We start from the raw sequence: 20,546 nt of genomic DNA on the forward strand, positions 1-20,546 counted from the left end.
GCAAGGAAAATGGGCATCGGCCCAGAATCTGCCGACCGTTCGGCTTGCCGTTGCGCACGCTTGGTCAGAGCCCGTAACAGGAGATTATTGGGGACTCAGCCGCGAACCAACGTCTGTCCCCACAGGGCCGCTCCCAGGGCCCCGGTCATGTCCGGCTCTGCCGGGACGAGCAGGGTCCCGCCTTCGACGGTGCCCGTCTGTTCGGCCAGCAGCCTGCGCATGCACGGGTTGTGCGCCACGCCGCCGACGAACACGAGAGGGAGATTCAGCCCGACGCGCTGCAGCATGTTCACCGTGCGGCGGGCGATGGACAGGTGCAGGCCAAGGGCGATGTTCTCGGGGCGAACCCCCTGGGCCATGAGGGATGTGGCTTCGGTCTCGGCGAAGACCGTGCACATGGAGTTGATGATGGGCGGTTCGTCGCCGCCCAGGGCGTAGAGGCCGAATTCCTGCACGGGGATCTGGAAGATCTGGGCCGTGTACTCCAGGAATTTGCCCGTGCCTGCGGCGCAGCGGTCGTTCATCTCGAACTTGCCCACGCGGCCGCCCGGCAGCAGGGCGATGGCCTTGGTGTCCTGGCCGCCGATGTCGAGGACCGTGCGTCCCTCGGGGAAATGATGCGCGGCGCCGTGGCCGTGGGCCTTGATCTCGGTGATGGTCTCCACCGGATAACCCAGGTCCAGGTCCTGGACCAGCTTTCGGCCGTAGCCCGTGGCCACGGCCTGGCGCGCCGAAAGGCCGTCCAGGAGCGCGCGCAGCTGGGCCACGGGGTTGAAGGTGGTGGGGGCGCGGCGTTTTTCCACCACCTCGCCCCCAGCCATGCCGACCACCTCGATGGATCGCGAGCCGATGTCGATGCCCAGGATCATCTCACTGTTTCCAGGAAGGCCTCGACGCGGGTCTTGAGCTGCTCCACGTCCTCCATGGAATAGTCCGTCTCCAGGGACATGCTCGGGATGCCGCCGGCCGTGAGCCGCTTCTCGACCTTGATTCCCTCGTGGGCGTAGGGCTGGCAGAACATGAGCGCGTACTGGATGACGCCGTCGACCTTCAGGTCCCGGGCCATGGACTCGACGTTGTCCAGGCGCTCGGCGTTGGGCGTGAAGCAGGCGCAGTCGATCTTCATGTAGCGGTCGCACAGGGCGTCGATCATATCTTCGAGGGTCCGGCCGGACTCGTCCGTCAGGTCGCGGGTGTTGCGCGTGCCGATGCACGATTCCTCACCGACGATGACCGCGCCGGAGCTCTCGATGACGTAGGGCAGCTTCCAGTTGGGCACGGCCATGGGGCAGCCCGAGAGCATGACGCGCGGCGCGTCTTTGGGTGCCACGCCTTCGCCGGCCTTGATGCGCTCTTCGAGCTGATCGCAGAGGGCGTTGATGGACGCGGTGAAACGGACCGGGTCGTCGTAGAAGCTGACCTGATTGATGAGCAGCACGTCGCGGCCCGAGATTGGCGCGGGCACGGCTGCGCGCAGCCTGTTCAGGCGCTGCAGGGCGCGGCGGCGGTCGTTGACGGTCTTTATGGCCGCGGCGAGGTTTTCGGCCGTGACCTTTTTCCCGGTCAGTTCCTCAAGCTTCCCCATGAAGCGCAGCACCTCGGCCTTCCACAGGGCACGCGCCGATTCGGTCTTGGTCTGGGGCACTTCCATGATGTACATGGGCGCGTGCTCGGCGAAGGCCTCGTAGGCCTTCTTCTTGCCGTCGCAGGTCGTCTCGCCGACGATAAGGTCGCAGGACTCGGTGTAGGGGCACAGCCGCGCCAGCTTGAAGCCGATGAAAGACTTGATCAGCGCGCAGGTGTTGCGCGGCACCAGCGTCTCGGCCGCCTCGCGGCCCGCGTCGGCCCCGGCGCACAGGCCGACCTGCACGGCATCGACCGCCAGGGCCAGTTCCTCGGGCACGAAGACGCAGAAGGTGCCGACGATCTTGCGCCCCTGGGCCTTGGCGTCCTGCAATTCCTTGATGCGCAGGCCGTGCACCTCGGACAGGACGAAATCGAGGTACTCCATCCCTTTGAGCCGCCCCTGCTGGCTCATGTAGATGTCGCCGTAGAACTTGCCCAGCACCGACAGAAGCCCGTCATGGGCGGCCAGATCCAGATTCAGGTTCTCCCACATTTCCCGGTACGCTTCGCTCATCACAGCTTCCTCCGTGTCAAATTTTTCATTCTTTGCTGGAAAGCGGAACGGGAGGCAAATCACGATATTCAATGCGTCCATCGTGTCGGAATCGGCAATGCCGATAGCGTGTGCGCCTCTGCCCGGACCCGCGCCGTTCAATCCGACGCATACCGGCGCCTCAGTGGAGGATTCGGCAGACAGGACGCTGAAATTAAGCTTTACTCGACAATACGTTCGGAATACCTTTCACGGCGGGGATGGAGTCCCCCTTGAACCGCGATGGCCGCTGATGACTCCTCCATTTGCAGCAGCGATGGTAGGAATTTTGCGGTCCGACGATACCACGCCCAGTCGTGGTTTTTTTTGGCCGGTCCTGCCTTGACCGTAATTCAAGGAGAACGGCATGAGCCTCATACACAATACATTCAGTGCGCGCACGGCCCTGCCCGAGGAGGTCAAGCGCCTCGGCTGGGTCAGTTTCTTCATGGATGTGGCCTCGGAAATGGTTTACCCCGTGGTTCCGCTCTTCCTGACCGCAGTGCTCGGGGCGCCCGTGGCCGTGCTCGGGGCCATCGAAGGCATCGCTGAGGTCATCGTCAGCATCATGAAGGGCGTCTCCGGCTGGCACTGCGACAAGCTGGGCAGGCGCGTGCCGTACATCCGCTGGGGCTACGGGCTGGGGGCGATATCCAAGCCGTTCATGGCCATGGCCTTTTCCTGGCCCATGATCCTGCTGGCCCGGGCCGTGGATCGCACCGGCAAGGGGCTGCGCACCACGGCCAGGGACGCCCTGATTGCCGACGCCGTGGACGCGTCCCGAGGTGGCCAGGCCTTCGGCTTCCACCGCATGATGGACACGGCCGGGGCCATGATCGGCGTGCTGCTGGCCACCATGCTCCTCTTCCTGCTCCCCGGCCACTACCGGACCATCTTCCTCATCGCCACAGTGCCGGGCCTTGCCGCCGTATGGCTTACCTTCCGCCTGCGCGAGGCGGCCAAAGCACCAGCCTGCGCGCCTTCCCAGACCCACATCCTGTTCACAGGCAAGCCTTGGTCCGGACTGCCCAAGGCCTTCTGGCTGACCCTCGCCCCGCTCCTGGTCTTCGCCTTCGCCAACTCCTCGGACACCTTCCTCATCCTGCGCGCCAAGGACCTCGGCCTGACCGACACGCAGTCCATCATGGCCTACCTGCTCTTCAACCTCGTGTACGCGATCAGCGCCTACCCGCTCGGAATATTGAGCGATCGCATGGGACGCTGGAAGATGATCCTGACCGGCTGGACGCTGTACGGCTTCGTCTATCTCGGCGTGGCCAACGCGGGCATGGGGGACGTGTGGTGGCTCTTCGCCCTGTACGGGCTGTTCATGGGGCTGACCGAAGGCGTGGGCCGCGCGCTCATCCGCGACCGGATACCCGAAGACCGCAAGGGCACGGCCATGGGCATCTTCCACATGGGCGTAGGGCTCATGATGCTGGCCGGCAGCGTCACGGCCGGACTGTGCTGGGATCTGATCGGGTCGCGCGCGCCGTTCGTGCTCGGCGGCTCGGCGGCCTTTCTGGCCGTCATCGTCGCCCTGGCGGTTCGTCCGAAAATCAGGGCCGCGGTCTAGCAGAGGAGGGGAGGACACGCCATGAGCGTCAATGAGTTGCGGGAAATTACGGTCGAACTGCATTTTTCCGTCAGCCGCAGGCGGGACGAGGGCGCCCACATGCTCGGTATGGCCGCCCTGGAAACACGTCCTCCCTTGCCGACAGCGGCGTGGCGAATTGAGGAGAGTGACACTATGCTTTCAACGAGGAATCCATGACGAAAATCCTGCTGATCGCCCTGGCCGGGGCCTGCGGCACCCTGAGCCGCTACTGGCTGTCCGGCCTGGCCTACGACATCCTGGGGCGCGACTTCCCCTGGGGCACCTGGGCCGTGAACATCACGGGATGCTTCCTCTTCGGCCTGTTCACGATCCTGGCCGAGGAACGAGGTTTCCTGTCGGCACAGGCGCGCATCCTGATCCTGACGGGCTTCATGGGCGCGTTCACGACGTTTTCGACCTTCATCTTCGAAAGCGGCGGCATCCTGAACGACGGCCAGTGGCTCAAGCTCGCCCTCAATGTCATCGGGCAGAACATCGTCGGGTTCGCGGCCCTCTATCTGGGCTCGGGTCTGGGCAGAATCATTTAATGGAGGGACCTGTATGCATTCCTTGATCAGCGTGAAGGTCATGCGGATATTCATGGGCGAGTCGGCCCGCTTTCAGGGAAAGCTGTTGCACGAGGTCATCGTCGAGACGGCACGGCAAAGGGGAATGGCCGGAGCGACCGTCTGCCGCGGATTCATGGGCTTCGGGGCCAACAGCCTCATCCATACGGCCAAGATACTGCGCCTTTCGGAAGACCTGCCCGTCGTGGTCGAGATCGTCGACAGGCCAGACCGGATAGACGCCTTCCTGCCCGTGGCCGACTCCATGGTCGACGAGGGGAGCATCGTCGTCAGCGAGGCCCAGGCTGTCTTCCACCTGCCGCTGCGCATTCGCGACGTCATGACCGAGGACGTGGCCATCGTCTCGCCCTCGACCCCGCTTGCCAAAGTGGTCGAGCTGCTGCTGCAGAGAAAGGTCAAGGCGGTTCCGGTCCTCGAGGGCAAGACGATCAGGGGCATCATCACCGGCGGCGACCTCCTCTCGCGCGGCGGGATGCCGCTGAGCCTCGACGCGCAGTGCAGCCTGCCGGCAGCCATGCGGGACGAACATGTGCGCTGCCTTGATTTCAGAAACCTCGTGGCCGGCGACATCATGACCTCGCCGGTGCAGACCCTGAACATCAAGACCAAGGTCTGCGACGCGGTGCAGCTCATGGCCAAGGGCGACATGAAGCGCCTCCCGGTCGTGGCCGACGACGGCACGCTCATGGGCATCGTCAGCCGGGCCGACGTGCTCCGGGCCATCGGCCATGCGTCCGTCGTGGCCGGGCATCTGGACGTTCTGCCCGACACGGCTCGCGGCACGGCCGCAGACGTGATGTTCCGCGACGTGCCCACTGCGGAACCCGACACCGCGCTCCCGGCCATCCTGGATCAGATCCTGGCCTCGCCCCTGCGCAGGGTGGTCATCGTCGACGAGGACATGAAAGTCATGGGACTGGTCCACGACCGGGACATCCTGAACGACTTCGCCCGTAAAAACGCGCCCGGAGTCCTGAAAAACCTCATCGCCGCGCTCTCCCGCAAAGAAGGTGCAGAGCCGGATATACAGGGGGCAGCGCGGGATGTCATGACCACGGACAGCATCACCATCCATCCCGAAATGCCCCTGACCGAAGTCATCCGCACCCTGACCGAGCGCAAGGTCAAGCGGATTCTGGTCGTGGACGGCGACGGCAGGCTTTTGGGCATGGTGGACAGGGACACCGTGCTGAAATGCCTGGCGGGCTGAAGTCCCGGTATTCGATGCGCGGCATCTGTCATTCATGGCGACCGGCTTGTTCAAGCCAAACGAGACCCACATGCGACTGACAATTCGGCATCGATGTCCTCGAAATCCCTGATTTGCGAGGCAACCCGACAGTCCGAGTCAGGCGCTACCAGTTCCCAACGGAGGCATCGCCAGAGCTTCCTTCAAGTAGAAATACTGAAGAACGCCTACCTCGCGTTGCATAGGCAGGGATTCCTCCAACTGTGAGGCGTGGATGATGGCTAGGACATGGCGCAGGCTTTTCTTTTTTCGTGTCGTATAAGAAAAATATTGCGGAAGTAGATGATGAAACCCGTGGATTGTCCAATGATGAAGACAATATCCCGACGGAGAATCGCGTAAACGAGGAGGAACAAACTGCCAAACAGGCTGAAATACCAGAAATTGACGGGAATTACGCTGCGGCGCTCTTTTTCAGAGACAATCCACTGCCAGAAGAAGCGCATGAAAAAAAGGGACTGTCCGATAAAACCAATTGCCAGCAACCAGAACTGTGATGATATTTCCATGACATATCCACTGAATATAGACATTGTTTGAGTTTATTCCTCCATTGCGACGAAGGACATATAGAAAATTTTTTTACAAAATTTAATAGATTGATTTGAAATTTTTAAATAAAATAAATAGAAACAAAGCGTTCGCCAGTAATATGATTACAGGATGCCTAAACAAGAATGGCCCGATATGGACGATTGAATTCAATTCAGCCCAGTCGTCAAAATCAAAGTGTGCGGATGCCGGCAAAATTCTTTCTGATACCATGTCTTTTCCGACAGTCAACGCAAGGGCGTGATGGAACTGTCGTCCTTGAGATTCATGGAGATGAGATCCTCCTCCACCTGTTATGATATATTCCACTCCGTTCAACCGTGTGCGGTTATAGCCATGAAAATCCGCGGCCACGGCGTAATCTATCTTTAACTTTTCAAAAATCTGCATGAATGTTTTTTCATCCGCGGTATGGCGTTCCTTGATGTCCGGCGAAACCCATGGCGGTATGTGCATAAAGACGAAACGATTGCGGTATGATGCTAATGTCCGCGTGTCCAGTGATCGGAGATATTCCAAGGATTCATTGTTGGAAAATCTGCTGTCGAGATGAGTTATGAAGATGAATATATTGTCATTGTACACAAATGAAAAATTTCGTGGTCCGTAGTCCTTTTCAAACGCGGCTAAAGGATATTTTTCCGGATCAACATCATGATTGCCAGGCGTGAAAAAGACCGGGCAGGCAAAATTGTATTCCGCAGATTCCCGCTTGAAATACGTGTGCTGATCCATGGAACCTCCGTCGACCCAGTCGCCGAGAATGACGACAAAATCCGGCCGGGCTTTGTTGATATCCTCGGCCAAGCCTTCAAAGGTGCCCGTGCTGCGTGGGTCGCCGACCACCACGAAGGTGAACGGATTTTCCGGATCGGATGCGGGCAAGGATGCACGCACCCTTTCAAAATTTCCGAAATTTTGAGGGAGCGCAGCCTGACGTGCGACGTATGTCACGACACAGGCATATATTTGGATACCGGCGACGAGTACATACAACACAATCATGGTCAATACGAAATAGCGTCTATAAAATGTGTGCATCATCTTCTCGGAAAATGTGACGGAAAAAGATCGTACTATTCCGTATTATGACGTTTGAGAGTGACAAAATACATGTTCTGCCCTGAAAAATCGGACACAGCCAATCGCTCCATAGGCTCATACCCCTGCAGCATATCCGGCAGAGCAGGATTGTCCCTGCGCGAAACAAAGTAAATTTTGTCAGGGAGTTCAATGCTGGAGCACTCATCAGGTTCCAAAGGCTTCTTGCCGATGACCCACGCGTCCTGGAACTTGAGGGATCTGTCGGAAAAGACGGGTCCGTCCGCGGTGAAAGAGCGGATCTCCGCGAGAGGCATGGACATGTCCCCTGCGGCGGGCTGAACAAGGGCCGGCAGCGCCAGGCCGCACATGCCAAGAATCGAGAACTCGGCCATGAATAGAGCCGTCAGATGCTGCGAGCGGCAGAGCCGGTACAGAAGCGCCGCAGCCAGCACGGCCGCCAGCGTGACTGCGGCCAGTTCAAGACCGTCCAGGGCGGGAAATCGTGGCCGCAGCCAAATCAGCGCCATTGGTACGGCAAGGCATACGAGCCCGAAAAGCGCGGCGTTCGCATGTACGAGCACGCGTCCCAAACGCCCGCCTTTGTGCGTGTCGCGCAGCAAGCCCGTCACGTAGACGCCCATGAGTTGGCAAAGCGGGACGAGGACGGGCAACAGATAGCGGTCCTTCTTTTCCGGTACGATCATGAGCAGCAGGACGCAGCCGAGGCTCCACATCACCGGACGCCAGTACGGCAGCAACGGGTCGATCAGCGGGCGCGCATGACCCGGCCAAAGCGCGGCGCAGGCAAGCAGGACCCAGATTCCCGTCATGAGCGGAAATTGCAGGTAGAACCAGAACGGTTTGGTATGTTCCACAAGCCAGGCCGCCTGCTCCGTGGCCACCATGCGGGAGAAGTCATGCGGCATGGCCAGCCAGGCGGCCGCAAACCAGACGGATGACAGCGCGATGCCGATTCCAAGAGCCAAACCCAGTTCCTTCCCGTGCGCCCGGACCCCTTTCCAGCCGCCTGTCGAGAGGATGGATACGGCAAAGGGCAGCAGCAGGGCATAGAAACTGACCGGCCCTTTGCTCAGGCCGGACAGACCGAGCAGCAGCCCCGTCCCTGCGGTCAATTTTCTTCTGGGAACGGGCGAGTCGACAATCACCGCCACGCCCCACAGGGCGGCCAGCATGAAGGCGTGGCAGTAGATGTCCCAGCTGTTGCGCCGGGCCATGAGCACGAACATGTAACTGGTGGCCAAAAAGGCCGTGGCCCACGCGGCGGCGGCCGTACTCCTGGTCCAGTGGCGGGTCAGCCCGAAGAGCGATACAGCAAGAAGCAATCCGGCCAGGGCCGACGGTATGCGGTTCACGGACAGGTCCGTGTCCTGCCCTTCGTTGCCGGTGAGCATGGCCGCGGCCGTGAGCCAGGTCGGCAAGGGCGGCTTGGCCAGGCGCGGCTCCCCATGCAGCGTGGGCAGGAACCAATGCCCCGTCTCGATCATTTCCCGGGCCGTGATCAGGTTGCGGGCCTCCATGATGTCCACGCCGAGCACGTCACGGTGCGCGAAGAGTGTGGCGTACAGCAGAAGCGCCAGGCCGATCAGGACTCCAAGCAAAGGAATCAGGCGAGATCGATCTGCAGTCATCAGCCCTCCTTGTGCGTCGGCGACGGGAGCGTGGCGGCGCCTGTTGGCGACGTTTCCCCGTCGTCCGCCTTCAACATGGCGTCAGGGGACCAGCGCAGGAGGCCATACTGGAACATGTGGCTTGCGCCCTGGAAGTAGGCGATGTCCCTACGCACGAGAGGGTCCTGCTCGCTGCCGGCCGATTCGTCGCTCAGGCCCAGGGCGTCGTCGTGGCGGCGAATTCCCTTTTTCGGACTCAGGATGGCGAGGTTACGCCCGTCAAAGAGGCCCAGATGCTGGTAATTGCCGATGAGCGCCCGGCCTTCTGCGGCATCCTCGCTCAGCACGTTCCTGCCGAAGAAGGTCGAAGTGTAGTCGAGGTTCAGCAGGCCGAGCAGGGTCGGAGCCAGGTCGATCTGGCTGGCCAATTTCGGCACGTCACGCGGTTCGATGATTCCGGGCGCGAAAATGAAGAGGGGGATGCGGTACTTCTCCACCGGCAAGTCTTCCTTGCCGGCGCTGTTCGCCGTGTGGTCCGCGACGAAGACGAAAACCGTGGACCCGAACCAAGGGCGGTGACGCGCTTCTTTCAAGAATGCGCCTATGGCGTGGTCCGCGTATTTGACGGCCCCCTCACGGCCGTACCCCGACGGGATGTCGATGCGGCCTTCGGGGTAGGTGTAGGGCCGGTGGTTGGACGTGGTCATGAGCTGGAGAAAAAACGGCCTGCCCACGGCGTGGTCGATGTCCGCCTGCCGCAGGGCCTGGGCGTAAAGGTCCTCGTCGCACATGCCCCAGGCGTTCTTGAAGGTGATTTCCTCCTCCGGAACGCTCGTCTGGTCGATGATGCGGTACCCGTTGCCGCCGAAGAAGGCGTTCATGTTGTCGAAATAGCCGCGCCCGCCGTACAGGAAGACGCTGTCGTAACCCCGCGCTTCCAGTTGGCGGCCGAGGCTCGCGTACCCGGATTCCCGTCCCAGGCGCTTGACGATGGAGCGCCCGGGGGTCGGGGGCATGGACAGGGTGATGGCCTCAAGGCCCCGGTCCGTGCGTGTGCCAGTCGCGTAGAAATTGCGGAAAAAGAGACTCTCGGATTTGAGGTGGTCCAGATTTGGGGTCAGGCCCCGCTCATCGCCAAAACAGCCGAGATATTTCGCGCTCAAACTCTCGATCGTGACGACAATGACGTTCATGCGCCGGAAGGCTCCCGGGTTGTCGATTTTGCGGCGAATGTCCTGCGGGTCGTCGCTGACGAAGCGGGCGCCGGGTTCGGTCACCTCCCGGCGCAGCAACGCCCCGGCTTCCTCGTCCGGCAGGGTGGCGTAGAGCTGGGCGTAGTCGAGTTCGTTGTTGCGGAACGCCGCGAAGAACTGGAACGGGCCGTTGGCCGCGAGTTCGCGCTGCATGGTGCTGCCGCCTGCGGCGAAATCCTGCCCCGCGAAGGCGGTCACCAGAAGGCTCGTCCCGACGACGCTCGCAAGCAGCAGCCAACGACCGCGCCGCGACAGCTGGGGCGCCCTGAAGGCTCTGTCCATGACCTTGCCCGACAGGGCGACCCCGGCCGCCGAGAGCACGACGAGCATGGCCAGGAGGGGATAGACGGGATACGATTCCAGGATGTTGTTGATGACTTCGTTCGAATAGACGAGATAATCGACGGCGATGAAGTTGAAGCGCACGCCGAACTCGTCCCAGAACAGCCATTCCGAGACGGCCGTGAAGAGCATGACGAAAAGGCTGACCCCCATCAGGCCGCGCAGCAGGCCCTTGTGCCACCCGGATTCCCAGACCGATGCCGGGCACAGGGCGAAATGCAGGGCGATGGGCAGCGCCGCATAGCTGAGGAAACTCAGGTCATGGACCAGGCCGAGTCCGAAGATGCCCAGCATGCCGATCACGCCGGCATTGACATCGCCCAGATGACTTGCCAGCAAGACGAGGCGTGTCAGAGAAAAAACGGCCAGCCAGGCGCCCAGGATGATGGCCAAACAGCGAACCTGGGCATATCGTACAAGGGACATGTGCATTCCTCCATGGTGTTGCCCCGTGCTACCCGTCCGGTCGTGAGCTTAATGTCGTGCCGTCGTGAAAAATTCGTGAAACCCCAATCCAAGGCCCGCATCCATGCGCATCCTGATCGTTGAAGACAACCCCGACATCCTCGCCAACGTGCTCGATTACCTCCAGCTCAAGGGGTACAGCGTCGACTGCGCCCAGGACGGGCTCGGAGGCCTGCACCTGGCCGCAACCCAGACCTACGACCTGATCGTGCTGGACGTCATGCTGCCCGGCATCGACGGTTTCCAGATCTGCAGACGGTTGCGCGAGGACGCCCGGCTCGACGTCCCGATCATCATGCTCACGGCCCGCGACACCCTGGACGACCGCATCCGCGGGTTCGGAACCGGTGCCGACGACTATCTCGTCAAGCCCTTCGCCCTGTCCGAACTGCACGCGCGCATCCAGGCCGTGCTGCGCAGGAGCAGGGGGGGGCGGAACCGCGAGCTGCGGGTCGGCGACCTTTCCTTCGATGTGGAGACCCTGCAGGTCCGCCGCGCGGGGAAAACGCTCAAGCCGCATCCCTTCGGGCTGAAGCTGCTGGAGATCCTGATGCGCAAAAGCCCGGCCGTGGTTCGCCGCGAGGAGTTGGAACGTGAGCTCTGGGGCGACGACTGCCCCGACAGCGACAGCCTGCGCAGCCACATCCACCAGCTGCGCCAGATCGTGGACAAGCCCTTCGGCTCGCCGTTGCTGCACACGGTGCACGGCATCGGGTACCGCCTGGCGGAGACGTCCGATGACCTCTAGGCTCCCCTTTTCCCGGCGCATCGTCATCGCCTTCGTGCTCATGACCGTGGTCGTCAGCGGCGCCTTCTCCCTGGGCATCGTGGCAGTGGTCCATTTCGTCGAAGACCAGCTCATCACAAAAGAACTGCGCGGCAAGCTGAACATGGTCCTCCACGAGGACATCAAGGCCGGCAGGGAGCCACGCCTCGACGCCCGAACCCGCTTTTACGCCTCGAACTCGGCCGATCATCCAATCCCGGAGCGTTTCGCAGACTATCCCGAGGGGTTCACGGAAATCGAGGAGGAGAACGAGGGCACCTACGTCTACGTCCTGGAGGCCAACGGCGCGCGGTACATGCTTCTGCAGGACCAACGGGATTTCGAGGAAAGGGAGAAGATTCTCTTCTCGGTGGTCCTGGCGGGTTTTCTGCTGTGCATCGTCCTGTCCTGGGGCCTTGGCGTGGTCATGGCCCGGCAGGTCATGGCGCCGGTAGCCCGGCTCGCCGGACAGGTCCGGCACCCGGACCAGCTCGACACCAGCACGGCCCCGCTGGCCCCGGACTATGCGGACGACGAGATCGGGCATCTGGCGGCCGCCTTCGACACGACCCTCGGCCGTCTCCGCCGGTCCATCGAACGCGAGCGCCTCTTCACCAGCGACGTCAGCCACGAGCTGCGCACGCCGCTGATGGTCATCTCGACATCGTGCGAACTGCTGCTCGAACAGCCGCTTCAGGACGGCCAGCGCGGGCAGGTCGAACGCATGGCCCGGTCCGCGCGGGACATGAACGACCTGGTCCGGACATTCCTGCTGCTCGCGCGGTCAGGCCCGGCCGACGACGCTGAGGCGGCCACGCTGGCCGAGGTCGCGCGGGAACAGGCAGAGCTGTGGGGACCGGCGATCCGCGCCAAAGGACTGTCCTTCGAGCTGCTCGACAACGGGGCGGACCCGGCCGGTCACAACCCGACCTTCCTGCGCACGGTCATGGCCAACCTGCTGCGCAATGCGCTGCACTACACGGCCGGCGGCACGGTGCGTCTCGTCCTGGAACGCGACGGCTTCCGGGTCGAAGACACGGGCATGGGGATTCCCGAGCATGAGAGGGACCGCATCTTCGAACCCTTCGTGCGCGGCGCTGCCGCCAGGGGCGAAGGCCTGGGGCTCGGGCTGTCGCTGGTCAAACGCATCTGCGAGCACAACGGCTGGGAGATCGCGGCCACGAGCTGTCAGGAAACCGGGGCGTGTTTCAGGATTTCGTTCGGCGCGTCCCGGGCTATGGATGAGGCCCGAAACGGATGAGGTTGTGCACCCCCGGGAACGATCAAAATCAACCCGCACCTCGTCACGGGGACAGTGCAGGGAGCGTTGGACGCAGGCCATGAAAATCCTCCACGTCCTCAGCCAGAAGCCGGACTTCACGGGCAGCGGGAAATACGTCCAGGAAATGATCCTGCAGGGCCGCGCCAGGGGGCACGAGCCGTTCCTCGTGGCCGGGGTCTCCGCGGACTTCGCGGTGCCGGCCGAACTGATCGCGCCGCGGCACGTAAAACTGCTCCGTTTCGACGGGCACGACCTCGATTTCCCGGTCATGGGCATGAGCGACGTCATGCCGTACCCCAGCACGGTCTGCTCCTCCCTGACCAGGCTGCAGGTCATCGAGTACAGGGCGGCCTTCCGCAGGATCGTCGCTGCCGCCGTGGCCGACTTCAAGCCGGACGTCATCCACAGCAACCACCTCTGGATGGTCACGGCCGAAACCCGCGAGGCCGCGCCGCACATCCCCCTGGTGACCACCTGCCATGGGTCGTGCCTGCGCCAGCACCGCCTTTGCCCGGACCTGGGGCGCTCCCTGATCGGACAGCTGCAACGCATCGACCGCATCATAGCCCTCTTCGGGCAGCAGAAAAGGGAGATTGTGGACCTGCTGGACGTCGACCCCGACAGGGTGGATGTCGTCAGCGGCGGGTACAACGAACTGTGTTTTTTCTCCGAGGACCGGGGCCGGATTCCCGGCCGGGTGCACCTGCTCTACGCGGGCAAGCTCGACTCCTCCAAGGGCGTGCCCTGGCTCCTGCGCAGCCTGCGCCAGGTCGAGGCGCCGTGGCACCTGCATCTGGTGGGCGGAGGGAGCGGGGCGGAACGGGACCTGTGCCTGCGGCTGGCCGCCGAGCACGGTGACCGGGTCACGGTTCACGGCGTTCTGTCCCACCGGGAACTCGGGGGCCTCATGCGGCAAAGCGACATCTTCGTGCTGCCCTCGTTCTTCGAGGGCCTGCCGCTGGTCCTGCTGGAAGCCATGGCCTGCGGCTGCCGGATCGTGACCACGGACCTGCCCGGTTCCAGGGAGCTGTTCGGACAGTCGCCGCCGCCCATGGTGCGCATGTTGGAGTTGCCGCCCCTGGAGACCGTGGACAGGCCGTTCAAGGCCGACGAGCCGCTGCTTGAGCTGCGGCTGTCCGAGGCGTTGCGGGAGGCCATCGCGGATGTGACGGGGGGAGTGGACATCGACCGGGACTATGTCCGCAGAACCACGGAGCCCTTCGGCTGGGCGGGCATCTTCGCCCGCGTAGAGGCGGTGTATGGAAATGCCCTAAAAGCTCAAGCAAAGGATTAGAAATGAATCGCGATGGCGGCGATGTCGTCGTGCTTCTTGAAGCGCGGGTAGAGTTCGATGTCGGGGTCGGCCGCCTCGCGGCCGCGCACATGGTCGCGCAGCCCCTGCAGGCCGAGTTCGCGGGCCATGCCCACCAGACATGAGTAGTCCTTGCGCCGCGCGGGGGACGTGCACGGCACGTCCAACCCGTCGGTGAACAGCAGCACGCTCTTCACGCCGCCGACCGGCTCCGCACCCGCGCGGAAAAAGCCGACGGCCTCCCTCTCCCCATTGAGCACCCCGTAGTCGCGGTTCATGCCTTCCCGCACCGTCTCGATCAGCGCCTGCACCTCCGGGTGAAAGCGGCCGCGCTCCCTGATCGTGCACAGGGTCGGGTAGTCGTGGTCCTCCCTGGCGGCCGGCAACCTGAAGCCGCCGTCCCCGTCCATGAAGACCACCTGGCAATCGCCCGTCTGGAACCACTCGACGACCCCGTCCCGGAGCCGGACCACGGCGGCGCTGGTGCTCCACAGCGATCGGCGGCGCGAGACGTCCACCCGGCGCGACTCCATGCCGCCCCTGATGGCGTCGTTGGCCTCGACACCGAGGCGCAGCAGGGGCTGGTGGTTGCGCAGGAACGTCCGTCCCGCGATGGTAGAGGCCATGAATCCGCCGCTTTCGCCGTCCCCGAAACAGGCCCCGTCCAGGCTGGTGGCTCCGTCGAACACGCCGAAGATGCTGCCGTCCATGATCAGGCAGTCTTCGTTGCGGGGCCCGGAGCCCTGTTCGAGAATGTGTTCGATATGCATTGCGGCGTGTTCCTGCTCTCAGCCTGTGAATGCAATCCGAGGGGTCTGTCAAAACGATTGATGCGATGCATGCGCCGGGGCACCATCGAAAAGATCTATTCCAGGTATTTTTTGGGGGGGGTAAAGGCGGGCTGGATGGATCGCCACGGCGAAGACGCCTCGCGATGACGTACGGGTGGCGATGCGCTTGGCTCAAGGTGCACGGCGTCAACGGATAGCCGACGTCAGCCTGGACGCTCCAGTCGGTGAATCTCATGGGTTTGAGTCTCCGACAACGCATGTCCGGTATCTACTGAATCGATACAGACAGTTTCAGACAATTGGTACTTGCAATTTGTTTCTGCAGCCCGGTCACAATATGGTATGCCAGTAACGATACGCATCAGTCAGAAGCGGAGCGTTGGACGCTCCCGTCCTGCACGGTTCCCGTCGCCGTGCGGACTGCGCATCAGACGGAATACAAGGGGATGAATCGATGGAAGACGCAAAAGTCAGCATGCCGTTGCTCGGAGACCGGTTTCCCGAGCTGAAGGTTCAGACGACCCACGGTCCCATGAACCTCCCCGCGGACCTGAAGGGCAAGTGGTTCGTGTTCTTCAGCCACCCGGCCGACTTCACGCCGGTCTGCACCACCGAATTCGTGGCCTTCCAGAAACGGTACGCAGAGTTCGAGGCCCTCGGCTGCGAGCTGGTCGGCATGTCCGTGGATCAGGTCTTTTCCCACATCAAGTGGGTGCAGTGGATCAAGTCCGAGCTGGACGTCGAGATCAGCTTCCCCATCGTTGCGGCCAATGACGCCGTGGCCATGAAGCTGGGGATGCTGCATCCCGGCAAGGGGAGCAACACCGTGCGGGCCGTGTTCATCGTCGACCCGGAGGGCAAGGTGCGGCTGATCATGTACTATCCGCAGGAGATCGGCCGGAACATGGACGAGATTGTCCGCACGGTGAAGGCCTTGCAGGTTTCGGACAAGCAGGGCGCGATACCGGCAGGGTGGCCCCGGAACGAGCTCATCGGCGACCGGGTCATCATTCCCCCGGCGACCAGTGAAAAGGATGCGAAGAAGCGCATGGAAGAACACGAATGCTACGACTGGTGGTTCTGCCACAAGGAATTGAAGAAATAGCGCAGGGATGAGACGGTGCCCGTCGCAACGCCAGAAGGGCGATGGATGGGCACCGCATGGCATGCGGCGCGAAAGGCGCTGTTTTCAAGGATGCGTATCGAGGCCCTCCAGACCCGCATCGAGGTCTGTGCCGTTGTTCCCGGAATGTTTGTACACCCGCCCGTCCCGCAGGATGACGATGTCGTCCGCCAGCTTCGCCGCGAATTTTCTCCCATGGGAGACGACCACCAGCGTATAGCGGCCCTTCAACCCCTCAAGCAGTTCCTCGATGCCCCTGGCCGCCATGAAGTCGAGAGACGACGTCGGCTCGTCCAGGAGCAGCACGTCGGGCCTCATGGCCAGGGTCCGCGCCAGGCACAGGCGCTGCTGCTGGCCGCCCGAAAGGGTGCGGGCGTCTGCATCCAACCGGTCGCCGACCTCTTTCCAGAGCTGCGCCTCCTGCAGGGCCAGGCGGGCCGCTTCCATGGCCTCGTCGCGGCCGCAGCCGCGGACCGTGGTCAGGGGCATGGCGATGTTGCCCGCGATGCTCATGGGCAGGACGTTGGGGTGCTGGAAGACCATGCCGACCAGGCGCCGCAGTTCCGGCAAAGCTATTTCCCCGGCGTAGGGCCGGACAACGCCGCGCTCCAGGTGCAGCAGCACCTCGCCGGATGTTTCGCTGCCCGGGAAGCATTCGTTGAGGCGGTTCAGCACGCGCAGCAGGGTGGTCTTGCCGGCACCGGATCGGCCCATGATGAAGGTCGCGCGCCCTTTGGGGACATCGAGGTCGACCCCTTCGAGGATGCGGCGGCCGTTCAGGGTCACGCCCACGCCGCGCAGGGTGAAATGCGGGGTCAGTGTTTCCATTCCTTCTCCATGCGGCCCTGCAGGGCCCGCGCGATGCAGAACAGCAAGACGGTCAGCCCGAGCAGGGTCAGGGCCGCGCCGAAGCCTTTGTCCAGGTCGTGTGTGCTCTGATACTGGGCCGCCAGGTAGTAGATGGTGAAGGGCAGAGCCTCGAACTTGTCGAAAAGCCCGCGCGGCAGGCCGCCGTGGGCCACGACCCCGGTCAGGAGGATGACGGCCGTATCCTCGGCCGCGCGGCCCATGGACAGGACCACGCCGCCGAGCATCCGGCGGCCGGAGGCGGGCAGCAGGATGCGCCGAAGGCTCTGCCAGGAGGTCATGCCCAGGCTTGGACCCAGCAGGCGCAGTTCCTCGGGCAGGGTGTCCAGGGACTGCGCCGTGGCGTTGATCGTGTACGGTAGGACGAGCAGGGCGATGCACACGGCCGAGAGCAGCAGGCTGGTGTTGGCCTCGGGCGCGACGGTGTGCCGCAGGAGGATGATCAGCGAGAAGCCGAAGAGCCCCATGACGATGGACGGCACGCCGGCCAGGGCATTGGCCGAGAAGCGCAGGGCCGCGGCCAGCGGGCCGTTCAGGTACTGGGACAGGGCGACGCCCCCGGCGACGCCGACGGGAATGGCCATGAGCGAGGCCAGGACCACGAGGGACAGGGTGCCGACGCAGGCGGCGAAAAGCCCGTCCCAAACCGGCTGCCGCCCAAGGAACGCGGCCAATATGGGCGTGTCGCCGAAAAACAGGCGCAGGTCGAGGACGGGCAGGCTGCGCGTCAGCAGAAAGGCGAGCAGGGCGCCGACGGACGCCAACACGGTCGCGGCGGACAGAGTGGCCCAGACCGAGACCAGGGTTCGGCATGCGGGTCGCGCCGCCATGAAGGTGAGAAGGCCGAGGGTCCTGTCCCCCATGGGGCCAGATGTTCCGGATCTGGGACGCAACGCGGCCTGGGCGGCGAGACTGACGCCGAAGAGCGTCAGCCCGCAGGCGAAGAGGGAGTGGAAGGCCGGGGAACTGTTGTCCGTGGCCACGACCAGGGCGATGTGCGCCGTCAGGGTGCGGACGGAGTCGAACAGGGAGTCCGGAAACTGCGGCGCGTTGCCGGCCAGCATGAGGGGGATGAGGGTGTCGCTCAGGGCCCGGCACCAGCCCATGACCGCCGCCGTACGCAGCCCGGAGGCAGATCCGGGCAGGACCACCAGCAGCAGGGCCTGCAGAGGCGTGAACCCCAGGGCCGCGCTGGTCAGGCGCGTGCGTTCCTCGGTCTCGCGCATGGACCCGTGCAGGAAAAGGACGATGGTCGGCAGGACGAGCATGGCCAGGGTCAGGGCTGCGGCCAGCAGCGACGGGCCTCTGCCGCCGAAGGCCCGGCCCAGGAGCGGCACGAGGAGGAAGACGGACACGAAACCGTAGACCACGGTGGGGATGGCCGTCATGAAGGTCACCACTCCCATGGTCGCGCGGCGCAAGGGTCCGCCCCCTGGCCCGAGCACGAAGAGGCAGACGCCCACGCCCAGCGGGTAGGCCAGGGCGAAGGCCGAACAGCTCAGGATCAGGGAGCCGGCGACCATGGGCCCGATGCCGTACCGTCCCTCGAAGGGGCGCCAGACCGTCTGGAGGACGCTGTCCCATTGCCCCTGGGTGAAGAGGGGCAGGCTCAGCGCAATCAGAAAGACGAGAATGGCGGCCAGCGTCGCCAGGGAGACGAAGCCCGCGCCGCAGGAAAGAGTCCTGGCCGCCCGGTCGAAAAAAAGCTGCCGGCAGAATCGGGTGGAATTTTGCCGGCAGGGGAGAGTCTGTCGCACGTTTCTACTTGAGCGGGATGTACCCGGCCTTGGAGATGATGTCCGTGCACTCCGGACCGGTCACGTAGTCGATGAAGAGCTTGGTCAACCCCTGGGGTTCGCCCTTGGTGTTCATGTACAGCTTGCGGGCGACCTTGTAGGCGCCGGAGGTCGCGTTCTCCTGGGAAGGCTCCGCGCCGTCCAGCAGGGGCGCCTTGACCGTGGCGTCCACGAACCCGATGCTCATGTACCCGATGCCGCTGGCGTCCTGGGAGACGGCGACCTTCATGGCCCCGTTGGAGGCCACCACGTTGGCCTTGTCGGCCACGGCGCCCTTCTTCAGCAGTTTTTCCCAGAACACCTCGCGCGTGCCGCTGGCCTCGTCGCGGGTGTAGAGGGTGATGGCCGCGTCGGCCCCGCCCACGTCCTTCCAGTTGGTGATCTTGCCGGCAAAGATGTCCTGAACCTGCGCGGAGGTCAGCTCCTTCACGGCGTTGGCCGGATTCAGGACCACGGTCACGCCGTCCACGGCGAAGGGGAAGGAGACCAGGCCGTACTTGGCGACTTCATCCTCGGACAGGGCGCGGCCGGTGTTGCCGATGTCCACCAGTCCCTCGCCCGCCTTCTGCACGCCCACTCCGGTCCCGCCGCCCTCGACGGTGATGCGGATGTCCGGGTTGACGGTCATGATCCGCTTGGCCGCCTCGTTCATGACCGGGATGTGCGCCGTGCCGCCGGCGATGTCGATCTTGCCCTTCTGGCCCGCGAACTGCTGCAGCATGTCGGCCTGCGCCGCCGTGCACGTGAAGAGAAAGAGAGCCGCCAGAACCGCAAAATGCATGGAACGTTTCATAGATACCTCCCTTGGGAAATGATTTGTTCGTTCAATTATCCCAAAAGGATGGGCCGAAACAAATCGATTGGGCGAATGGATCGGCAGTGAATGCATCGACGCACGCTATGCGGACTGGGGGGCACAATCCGCATTGCCCAGAAAAAACTCCGGTTCCCTTCGCGTGGCATACTGCGTCGACAGCATCCGGCCGAATTCCAGGATCTTTTCATGGCGCATGACCCGGGCCCCGGTGGGGCAGGTGCGGGTGCAGGCGCAGCAGCGAAGACACAGGGCGGCCTCCGTCAGCACGCTGTCTTCAGCCAGGGTGATGGCCCCGGAAGGGCAGGAGCGGGCGCACTCGCCGCACAGAATGCACGATTGCGCGTCGGTCTCGGGGCAGATGGACGAAGGCTGCACGCCCTGGCGGTAGGGGAAGTTGCCGGGCACCTCCAGGGGCCGCAGATCGGCCGGCTTCGGTACCCCGTCCAACAGTTCGCGCACTAAGCGGCCGAAGGCACGGGCCTTGTCCAGGTCCGCGGCGTCGGGTCGGCCCTGGGCCACGGGCCACTGCGGCGTGGAGAAGGAATGCTCGCCGATGAAGGCCGCGCCGGCTACGGGGACGAAGCCCAGTTCCAGGGCCAGGTCGCGCAGTTCGAGCAGGGCGTCCTCGAAGGCCCGGTTGCCGTAGACCACTGCCAAGACCGACGGCCGCCCCTCGCCGCGCACCTCTGCGCGCAGGCGGGCCGCAGCCAGCTCCGGCACGCGCCCGGCATGCACGGGAACGCCGATGACGACGATTTCACCGGCGGAGTGGCCTTCCCTGCACCCGCTTTGAGCGGTCATGTCGCGGAGCGAAGGCCGCGCGCCAAGACCCTCCGCGATGCCCGCGACAATGGTTTTCGTCGTGCCCGTCGGAGAAAAATACACGAGTTCAGCGGAGTTCATATTCATACATTTTT

19 protein-coding genes and 1 riboswitch are annotated in these 20,546 nt (G+C 63.4%); of the genes, 8 read left to right on the forward strand and 11 right to left on the reverse strand.

Annotated elements, in window-relative coordinates; genetic code table 11:
* Positions 1-95: 95 nt before the first annotated feature.
* Both ACYQ3G_RS10630 and ACYQ3G_RS10635 read right to left on the reverse strand, forming a co-directional pair.
* Positions 96-869, reverse strand: a complete 774-nt coding sequence (locus ACYQ3G_RS10630) for an acyl-CoA dehydratase activase (RefSeq protein WP_459825700.1) — start codon at positions 867-869, stop codon at positions 96-98.
* On the reverse strand, positions 866-2,140 hold the full coding sequence (locus tag ACYQ3G_RS10635) for a double-cubane-cluster-containing anaerobic reductase (RefSeq protein WP_459825702.1): 1,275 nt from the start codon (positions 2,138-2,140) through the stop codon (positions 866-868). The genes ACYQ3G_RS10630 and ACYQ3G_RS10635 overlap by 4 nt, the downstream gene beginning before the upstream one ends.
* A gap of 226 nt (positions 2,141-2,366) precedes the next feature.
* Positions 2,367-2,428: riboswitch (Fluoride riboswitch) on the forward strand.
* A 97-nt stretch (positions 2,429-2,525) separates the two neighbouring features.
* On the opposite strand from ACYQ3G_RS10635, the gene ACYQ3G_RS10640 reads away from it, so the two are divergent.
* Genes ACYQ3G_RS10640 through ACYQ3G_RS10655 form a run of 4 tightly spaced genes read left to right on the forward strand, consistent with a single transcriptional unit; the run spans position 2,526 to position 5,552 of the window.
* Complete coding sequence (locus ACYQ3G_RS10640) at positions 2,526-3,734, forward strand: MFS transporter (protein WP_459825704.1); 1,209 nt, start codon at positions 2,526-2,528, stop codon at positions 3,732-3,734.
* 21 nt (positions 3,735-3,755) lie between these two features.
* Entirely contained in the window at positions 3,756-3,932 is a 177-nt protein-coding gene (locus ACYQ3G_RS10645; RefSeq protein ID WP_459825706.1) for a hypothetical protein, read from the forward strand.
* Entirely contained in the window at positions 3,929-4,303 is a 375-nt protein-coding gene (gene crcB / locus ACYQ3G_RS10650) for a fluoride efflux transporter CrcB (protein ID WP_459825708.1), read from the forward strand. Before ACYQ3G_RS10645 ends, crcB begins: the two co-directional genes overlap by 4 nt.
* 13 nt (positions 4,304-4,316) lie before the next feature.
* On the forward strand, positions 4,317-5,552 hold the full coding sequence (locus ACYQ3G_RS10655; protein ID WP_459825710.1) for a DUF190 domain-containing protein: 1,236 nt from the start codon (positions 4,317-4,319) through the stop codon (positions 5,550-5,552).
* 260 nt (positions 5,553-5,812) lie between these two features.
* On the opposite strand, the gene ACYQ3G_RS10660 is transcribed toward ACYQ3G_RS10655, so the two are convergent.
* From ACYQ3G_RS10660 to ACYQ3G_RS10675, 4 genes are read right to left on the reverse strand one after another with little or no spacing between them, the layout of a single operon-like run.
* Complete coding sequence (locus ACYQ3G_RS10660; protein ID WP_211226260.1) at positions 5,813-6,124, reverse strand: lipid-A-disaccharide synthase N-terminal domain-containing protein; 312 nt, start codon at positions 6,122-6,124, stop codon at positions 5,813-5,815.
* A 58-nt stretch (positions 6,125-6,182) separates the two neighbouring features.
* Complete coding sequence (locus tag ACYQ3G_RS10665; RefSeq protein ID WP_459825713.1) at positions 6,183-7,184, reverse strand: metallophosphoesterase family protein; 1,002 nt, start codon at positions 7,182-7,184, stop codon at positions 6,183-6,185.
* 35 nt (positions 7,185-7,219) lie between these two features.
* Positions 7,220-8,836: an ArnT family glycosyltransferase gene (locus ACYQ3G_RS10670; protein ID WP_459825715.1), complete on the reverse strand. Its 1,617-nt coding sequence runs from the start codon at positions 8,834-8,836 to the stop codon at positions 7,220-7,222.
* Positions 8,836-10,836, reverse strand: a complete 2,001-nt coding sequence (locus ACYQ3G_RS10675) for an LTA synthase family protein (RefSeq protein WP_459825717.1) — start codon at positions 10,834-10,836, stop codon at positions 8,836-8,838. Before ACYQ3G_RS10675 ends, ACYQ3G_RS10670 begins: the two co-directional genes overlap by 1 nt.
* Before the next feature lie 103 nt (positions 10,837-10,939).
* Between ACYQ3G_RS10675 and ACYQ3G_RS10680 the strand changes: the two genes are divergently transcribed.
* From ACYQ3G_RS10680 to ACYQ3G_RS10690, 3 genes are all read left to right on the forward strand, one after another.
* On the forward strand, positions 10,940-11,623 hold the full coding sequence (locus tag ACYQ3G_RS10680; protein WP_459825719.1) for a response regulator transcription factor: 684 nt from the start codon (positions 10,940-10,942) through the stop codon (positions 11,621-11,623).
* Positions 11,613-12,902 (forward strand): sensor histidine kinase, encoded by a 1,290-nt coding sequence (locus ACYQ3G_RS10685; protein ID WP_459825721.1) that lies wholly within the window; start codon positions 11,613-11,615, stop codon positions 12,900-12,902. Before ACYQ3G_RS10680 ends, ACYQ3G_RS10685 begins: the two co-directional genes overlap by 11 nt.
* Before the next feature lie 79 nt (positions 12,903-12,981).
* Positions 12,982-14,217: a glycosyltransferase family 4 protein gene (locus tag ACYQ3G_RS10690; protein ID WP_459825723.1), complete on the forward strand. Its 1,236-nt coding sequence runs from the start codon at positions 12,982-12,984 to the stop codon at positions 14,215-14,217.
* Here the strand turns inward: ACYQ3G_RS10690 and ACYQ3G_RS10695 are convergent.
* Positions 14,214-15,005 carry a PP2C family serine/threonine-protein phosphatase gene (locus ACYQ3G_RS10695; protein ID WP_459825725.1) on the reverse strand — a complete coding sequence of 264 codons (792 nt, stop codon included), beginning with the start codon at positions 15,003-15,005 and terminating at the stop codon, positions 14,214-14,216. The two genes, ACYQ3G_RS10690 and ACYQ3G_RS10695, sit on opposite strands and share 4 nt — an antisense overlap.
* Before the next feature lie 475 nt (positions 15,006-15,480).
* On the opposite strand from ACYQ3G_RS10695, the gene ACYQ3G_RS10700 reads away from it, so the two are divergent.
* Positions 15,481-16,131 carry a peroxiredoxin gene (locus ACYQ3G_RS10700; protein ID WP_459825727.1) on the forward strand — a complete coding sequence of 217 codons (651 nt, stop codon included), beginning with the start codon at positions 15,481-15,483 and terminating at the stop codon, positions 16,129-16,131.
* 84 nt (positions 16,132-16,215) lie between these two features.
* Here the strand turns inward: ACYQ3G_RS10700 and ACYQ3G_RS10705 are convergent, their stop codons facing one another.
* The 4 genes from ACYQ3G_RS10705 to ACYQ3G_RS10720 all read right to left on the reverse strand — a co-directional run bounded on the left by ACYQ3G_RS10705 (position 16,216) and on the right by ACYQ3G_RS10720 (position 20,538).
* Entirely contained in the window at positions 16,216-16,977 is a 762-nt protein-coding gene (locus ACYQ3G_RS10705) for a phosphate ABC transporter ATP-binding protein (RefSeq protein WP_459825729.1), read from the reverse strand.
* The gene (locus tag ACYQ3G_RS10710; RefSeq protein WP_459825731.1) at positions 16,965-18,773 is read right to left on the reverse strand and encodes a phosphate ABC transporter permease; all 1,809 of its coding nucleotides are present in this window, start codon (positions 18,771-18,773) and stop codon (positions 16,965-16,967) included. The genes ACYQ3G_RS10705 and ACYQ3G_RS10710 overlap by 13 nt, the downstream gene beginning before the upstream one ends.
* A 4-nt stretch (positions 18,774-18,777) precedes the next feature.
* The gene (locus tag ACYQ3G_RS10715) at positions 18,778-19,605 is read right to left on the reverse strand and encodes a phosphate ABC transporter substrate-binding protein (protein WP_459825733.1); all 828 of its coding nucleotides are present in this window, start codon (positions 19,603-19,605) and stop codon (positions 18,778-18,780) included.
* Positions 19,606-19,710: 105 nt separating this feature from the next.
* The gene (locus ACYQ3G_RS10720; RefSeq protein WP_459825735.1) at positions 19,711-20,538 is read right to left on the reverse strand and encodes a 4Fe-4S binding protein; all 828 of its coding nucleotides are present in this window, start codon (positions 20,536-20,538) and stop codon (positions 19,711-19,713) included.
* Between the last annotated feature and the right edge of the window lie 8 nt (positions 20,539-20,546).

The sequence above is a fragment of the Desulfomicrobium salsuginis genome (assembly GCF_054657795.1).

Coding starts and splice junctions, on each gene's coding strand:
- ACYQ3G_RS10630 (WP_459825700.1), bottom strand. CDS start 869: ATGATCCTGGGCATCGACATCGGCTCGCGATCCATCGAGGTGGTCGGC.
- ACYQ3G_RS10635 (WP_459825702.1), bottom strand. CDS start 2,140: ATGAGCGAAGCGTACCGGGAAATGTGGGAGAACCTGAATCTGGATCTG.
- ACYQ3G_RS10640 (WP_459825704.1), top strand. CDS start 2,526: ATGAGCCTCATACACAATACATTCAGTGCGCGCACGGCCCTGCCCGAG.
- ACYQ3G_RS10645 (WP_459825706.1), top strand. CDS start 3,756: ATGAGCGTCAATGAGTTGCGGGAAATTACGGTCGAACTGCATTTTTCC.
- crcB (WP_459825708.1), top strand. CDS start 3,929: ATGACGAAAATCCTGCTGATCGCCCTGGCCGGGGCCTGCGGCACCCTG.
- ACYQ3G_RS10655 (WP_459825710.1), top strand. CDS start 4,317: ATGCATTCCTTGATCAGCGTGAAGGTCATGCGGATATTCATGGGCGAG.
- ACYQ3G_RS10660 (WP_211226260.1), bottom strand. CDS start 6,124: ATGTCTATATTCAGTGGATATGTCATGGAAATATCATCACAGTTCTGG.
- ACYQ3G_RS10665 (WP_459825713.1), bottom strand. CDS start 7,184: ATGCACACATTTTATAGACGCTATTTCGTATTGACCATGATTGTGTTG.
- ACYQ3G_RS10670 (WP_459825715.1), bottom strand. CDS start 8,836: ATGACTGCAGATCGATCTCGCCTGATTCCTTTGCTTGGAGTCCTGATC.
- ACYQ3G_RS10675 (WP_459825717.1), bottom strand. CDS start 10,836: ATGTCCCTTGTACGATATGCCCAGGTTCGCTGTTTGGCCATCATCCTG.
- ACYQ3G_RS10680 (WP_459825719.1), top strand. CDS start 10,940: ATGCGCATCCTGATCGTTGAAGACAACCCCGACATCCTCGCCAACGTG.
- ACYQ3G_RS10685 (WP_459825721.1), top strand. CDS start 11,613: ATGACCTCTAGGCTCCCCTTTTCCCGGCGCATCGTCATCGCCTTCGTG.
- ACYQ3G_RS10690 (WP_459825723.1), top strand. CDS start 12,982: ATGAAAATCCTCCACGTCCTCAGCCAGAAGCCGGACTTCACGGGCAGC.
- ACYQ3G_RS10695 (WP_459825725.1), bottom strand. CDS start 15,005: ATGCATATCGAACACATTCTCGAACAGGGCTCCGGGCCCCGCAACGAA.
- ACYQ3G_RS10700 (WP_459825727.1), top strand. CDS start 15,481: ATGGAAGACGCAAAAGTCAGCATGCCGTTGCTCGGAGACCGGTTTCCC.
- ACYQ3G_RS10705 (WP_459825729.1), bottom strand. CDS start 16,977: ATGGAAACACTGACCCCGCATTTCACCCTGCGCGGCGTGGGCGTGACC.
- ACYQ3G_RS10715 (WP_459825733.1), bottom strand. CDS start 19,605: ATGAAACGTTCCATGCATTTTGCGGTTCTGGCGGCTCTCTTTCTCTTC.
- ACYQ3G_RS10720 (WP_459825735.1), bottom strand. CDS start 20,538: ATGAATATGAACTCCGCTGAACTCGTGTATTTTTCTCCGACGGGCACG.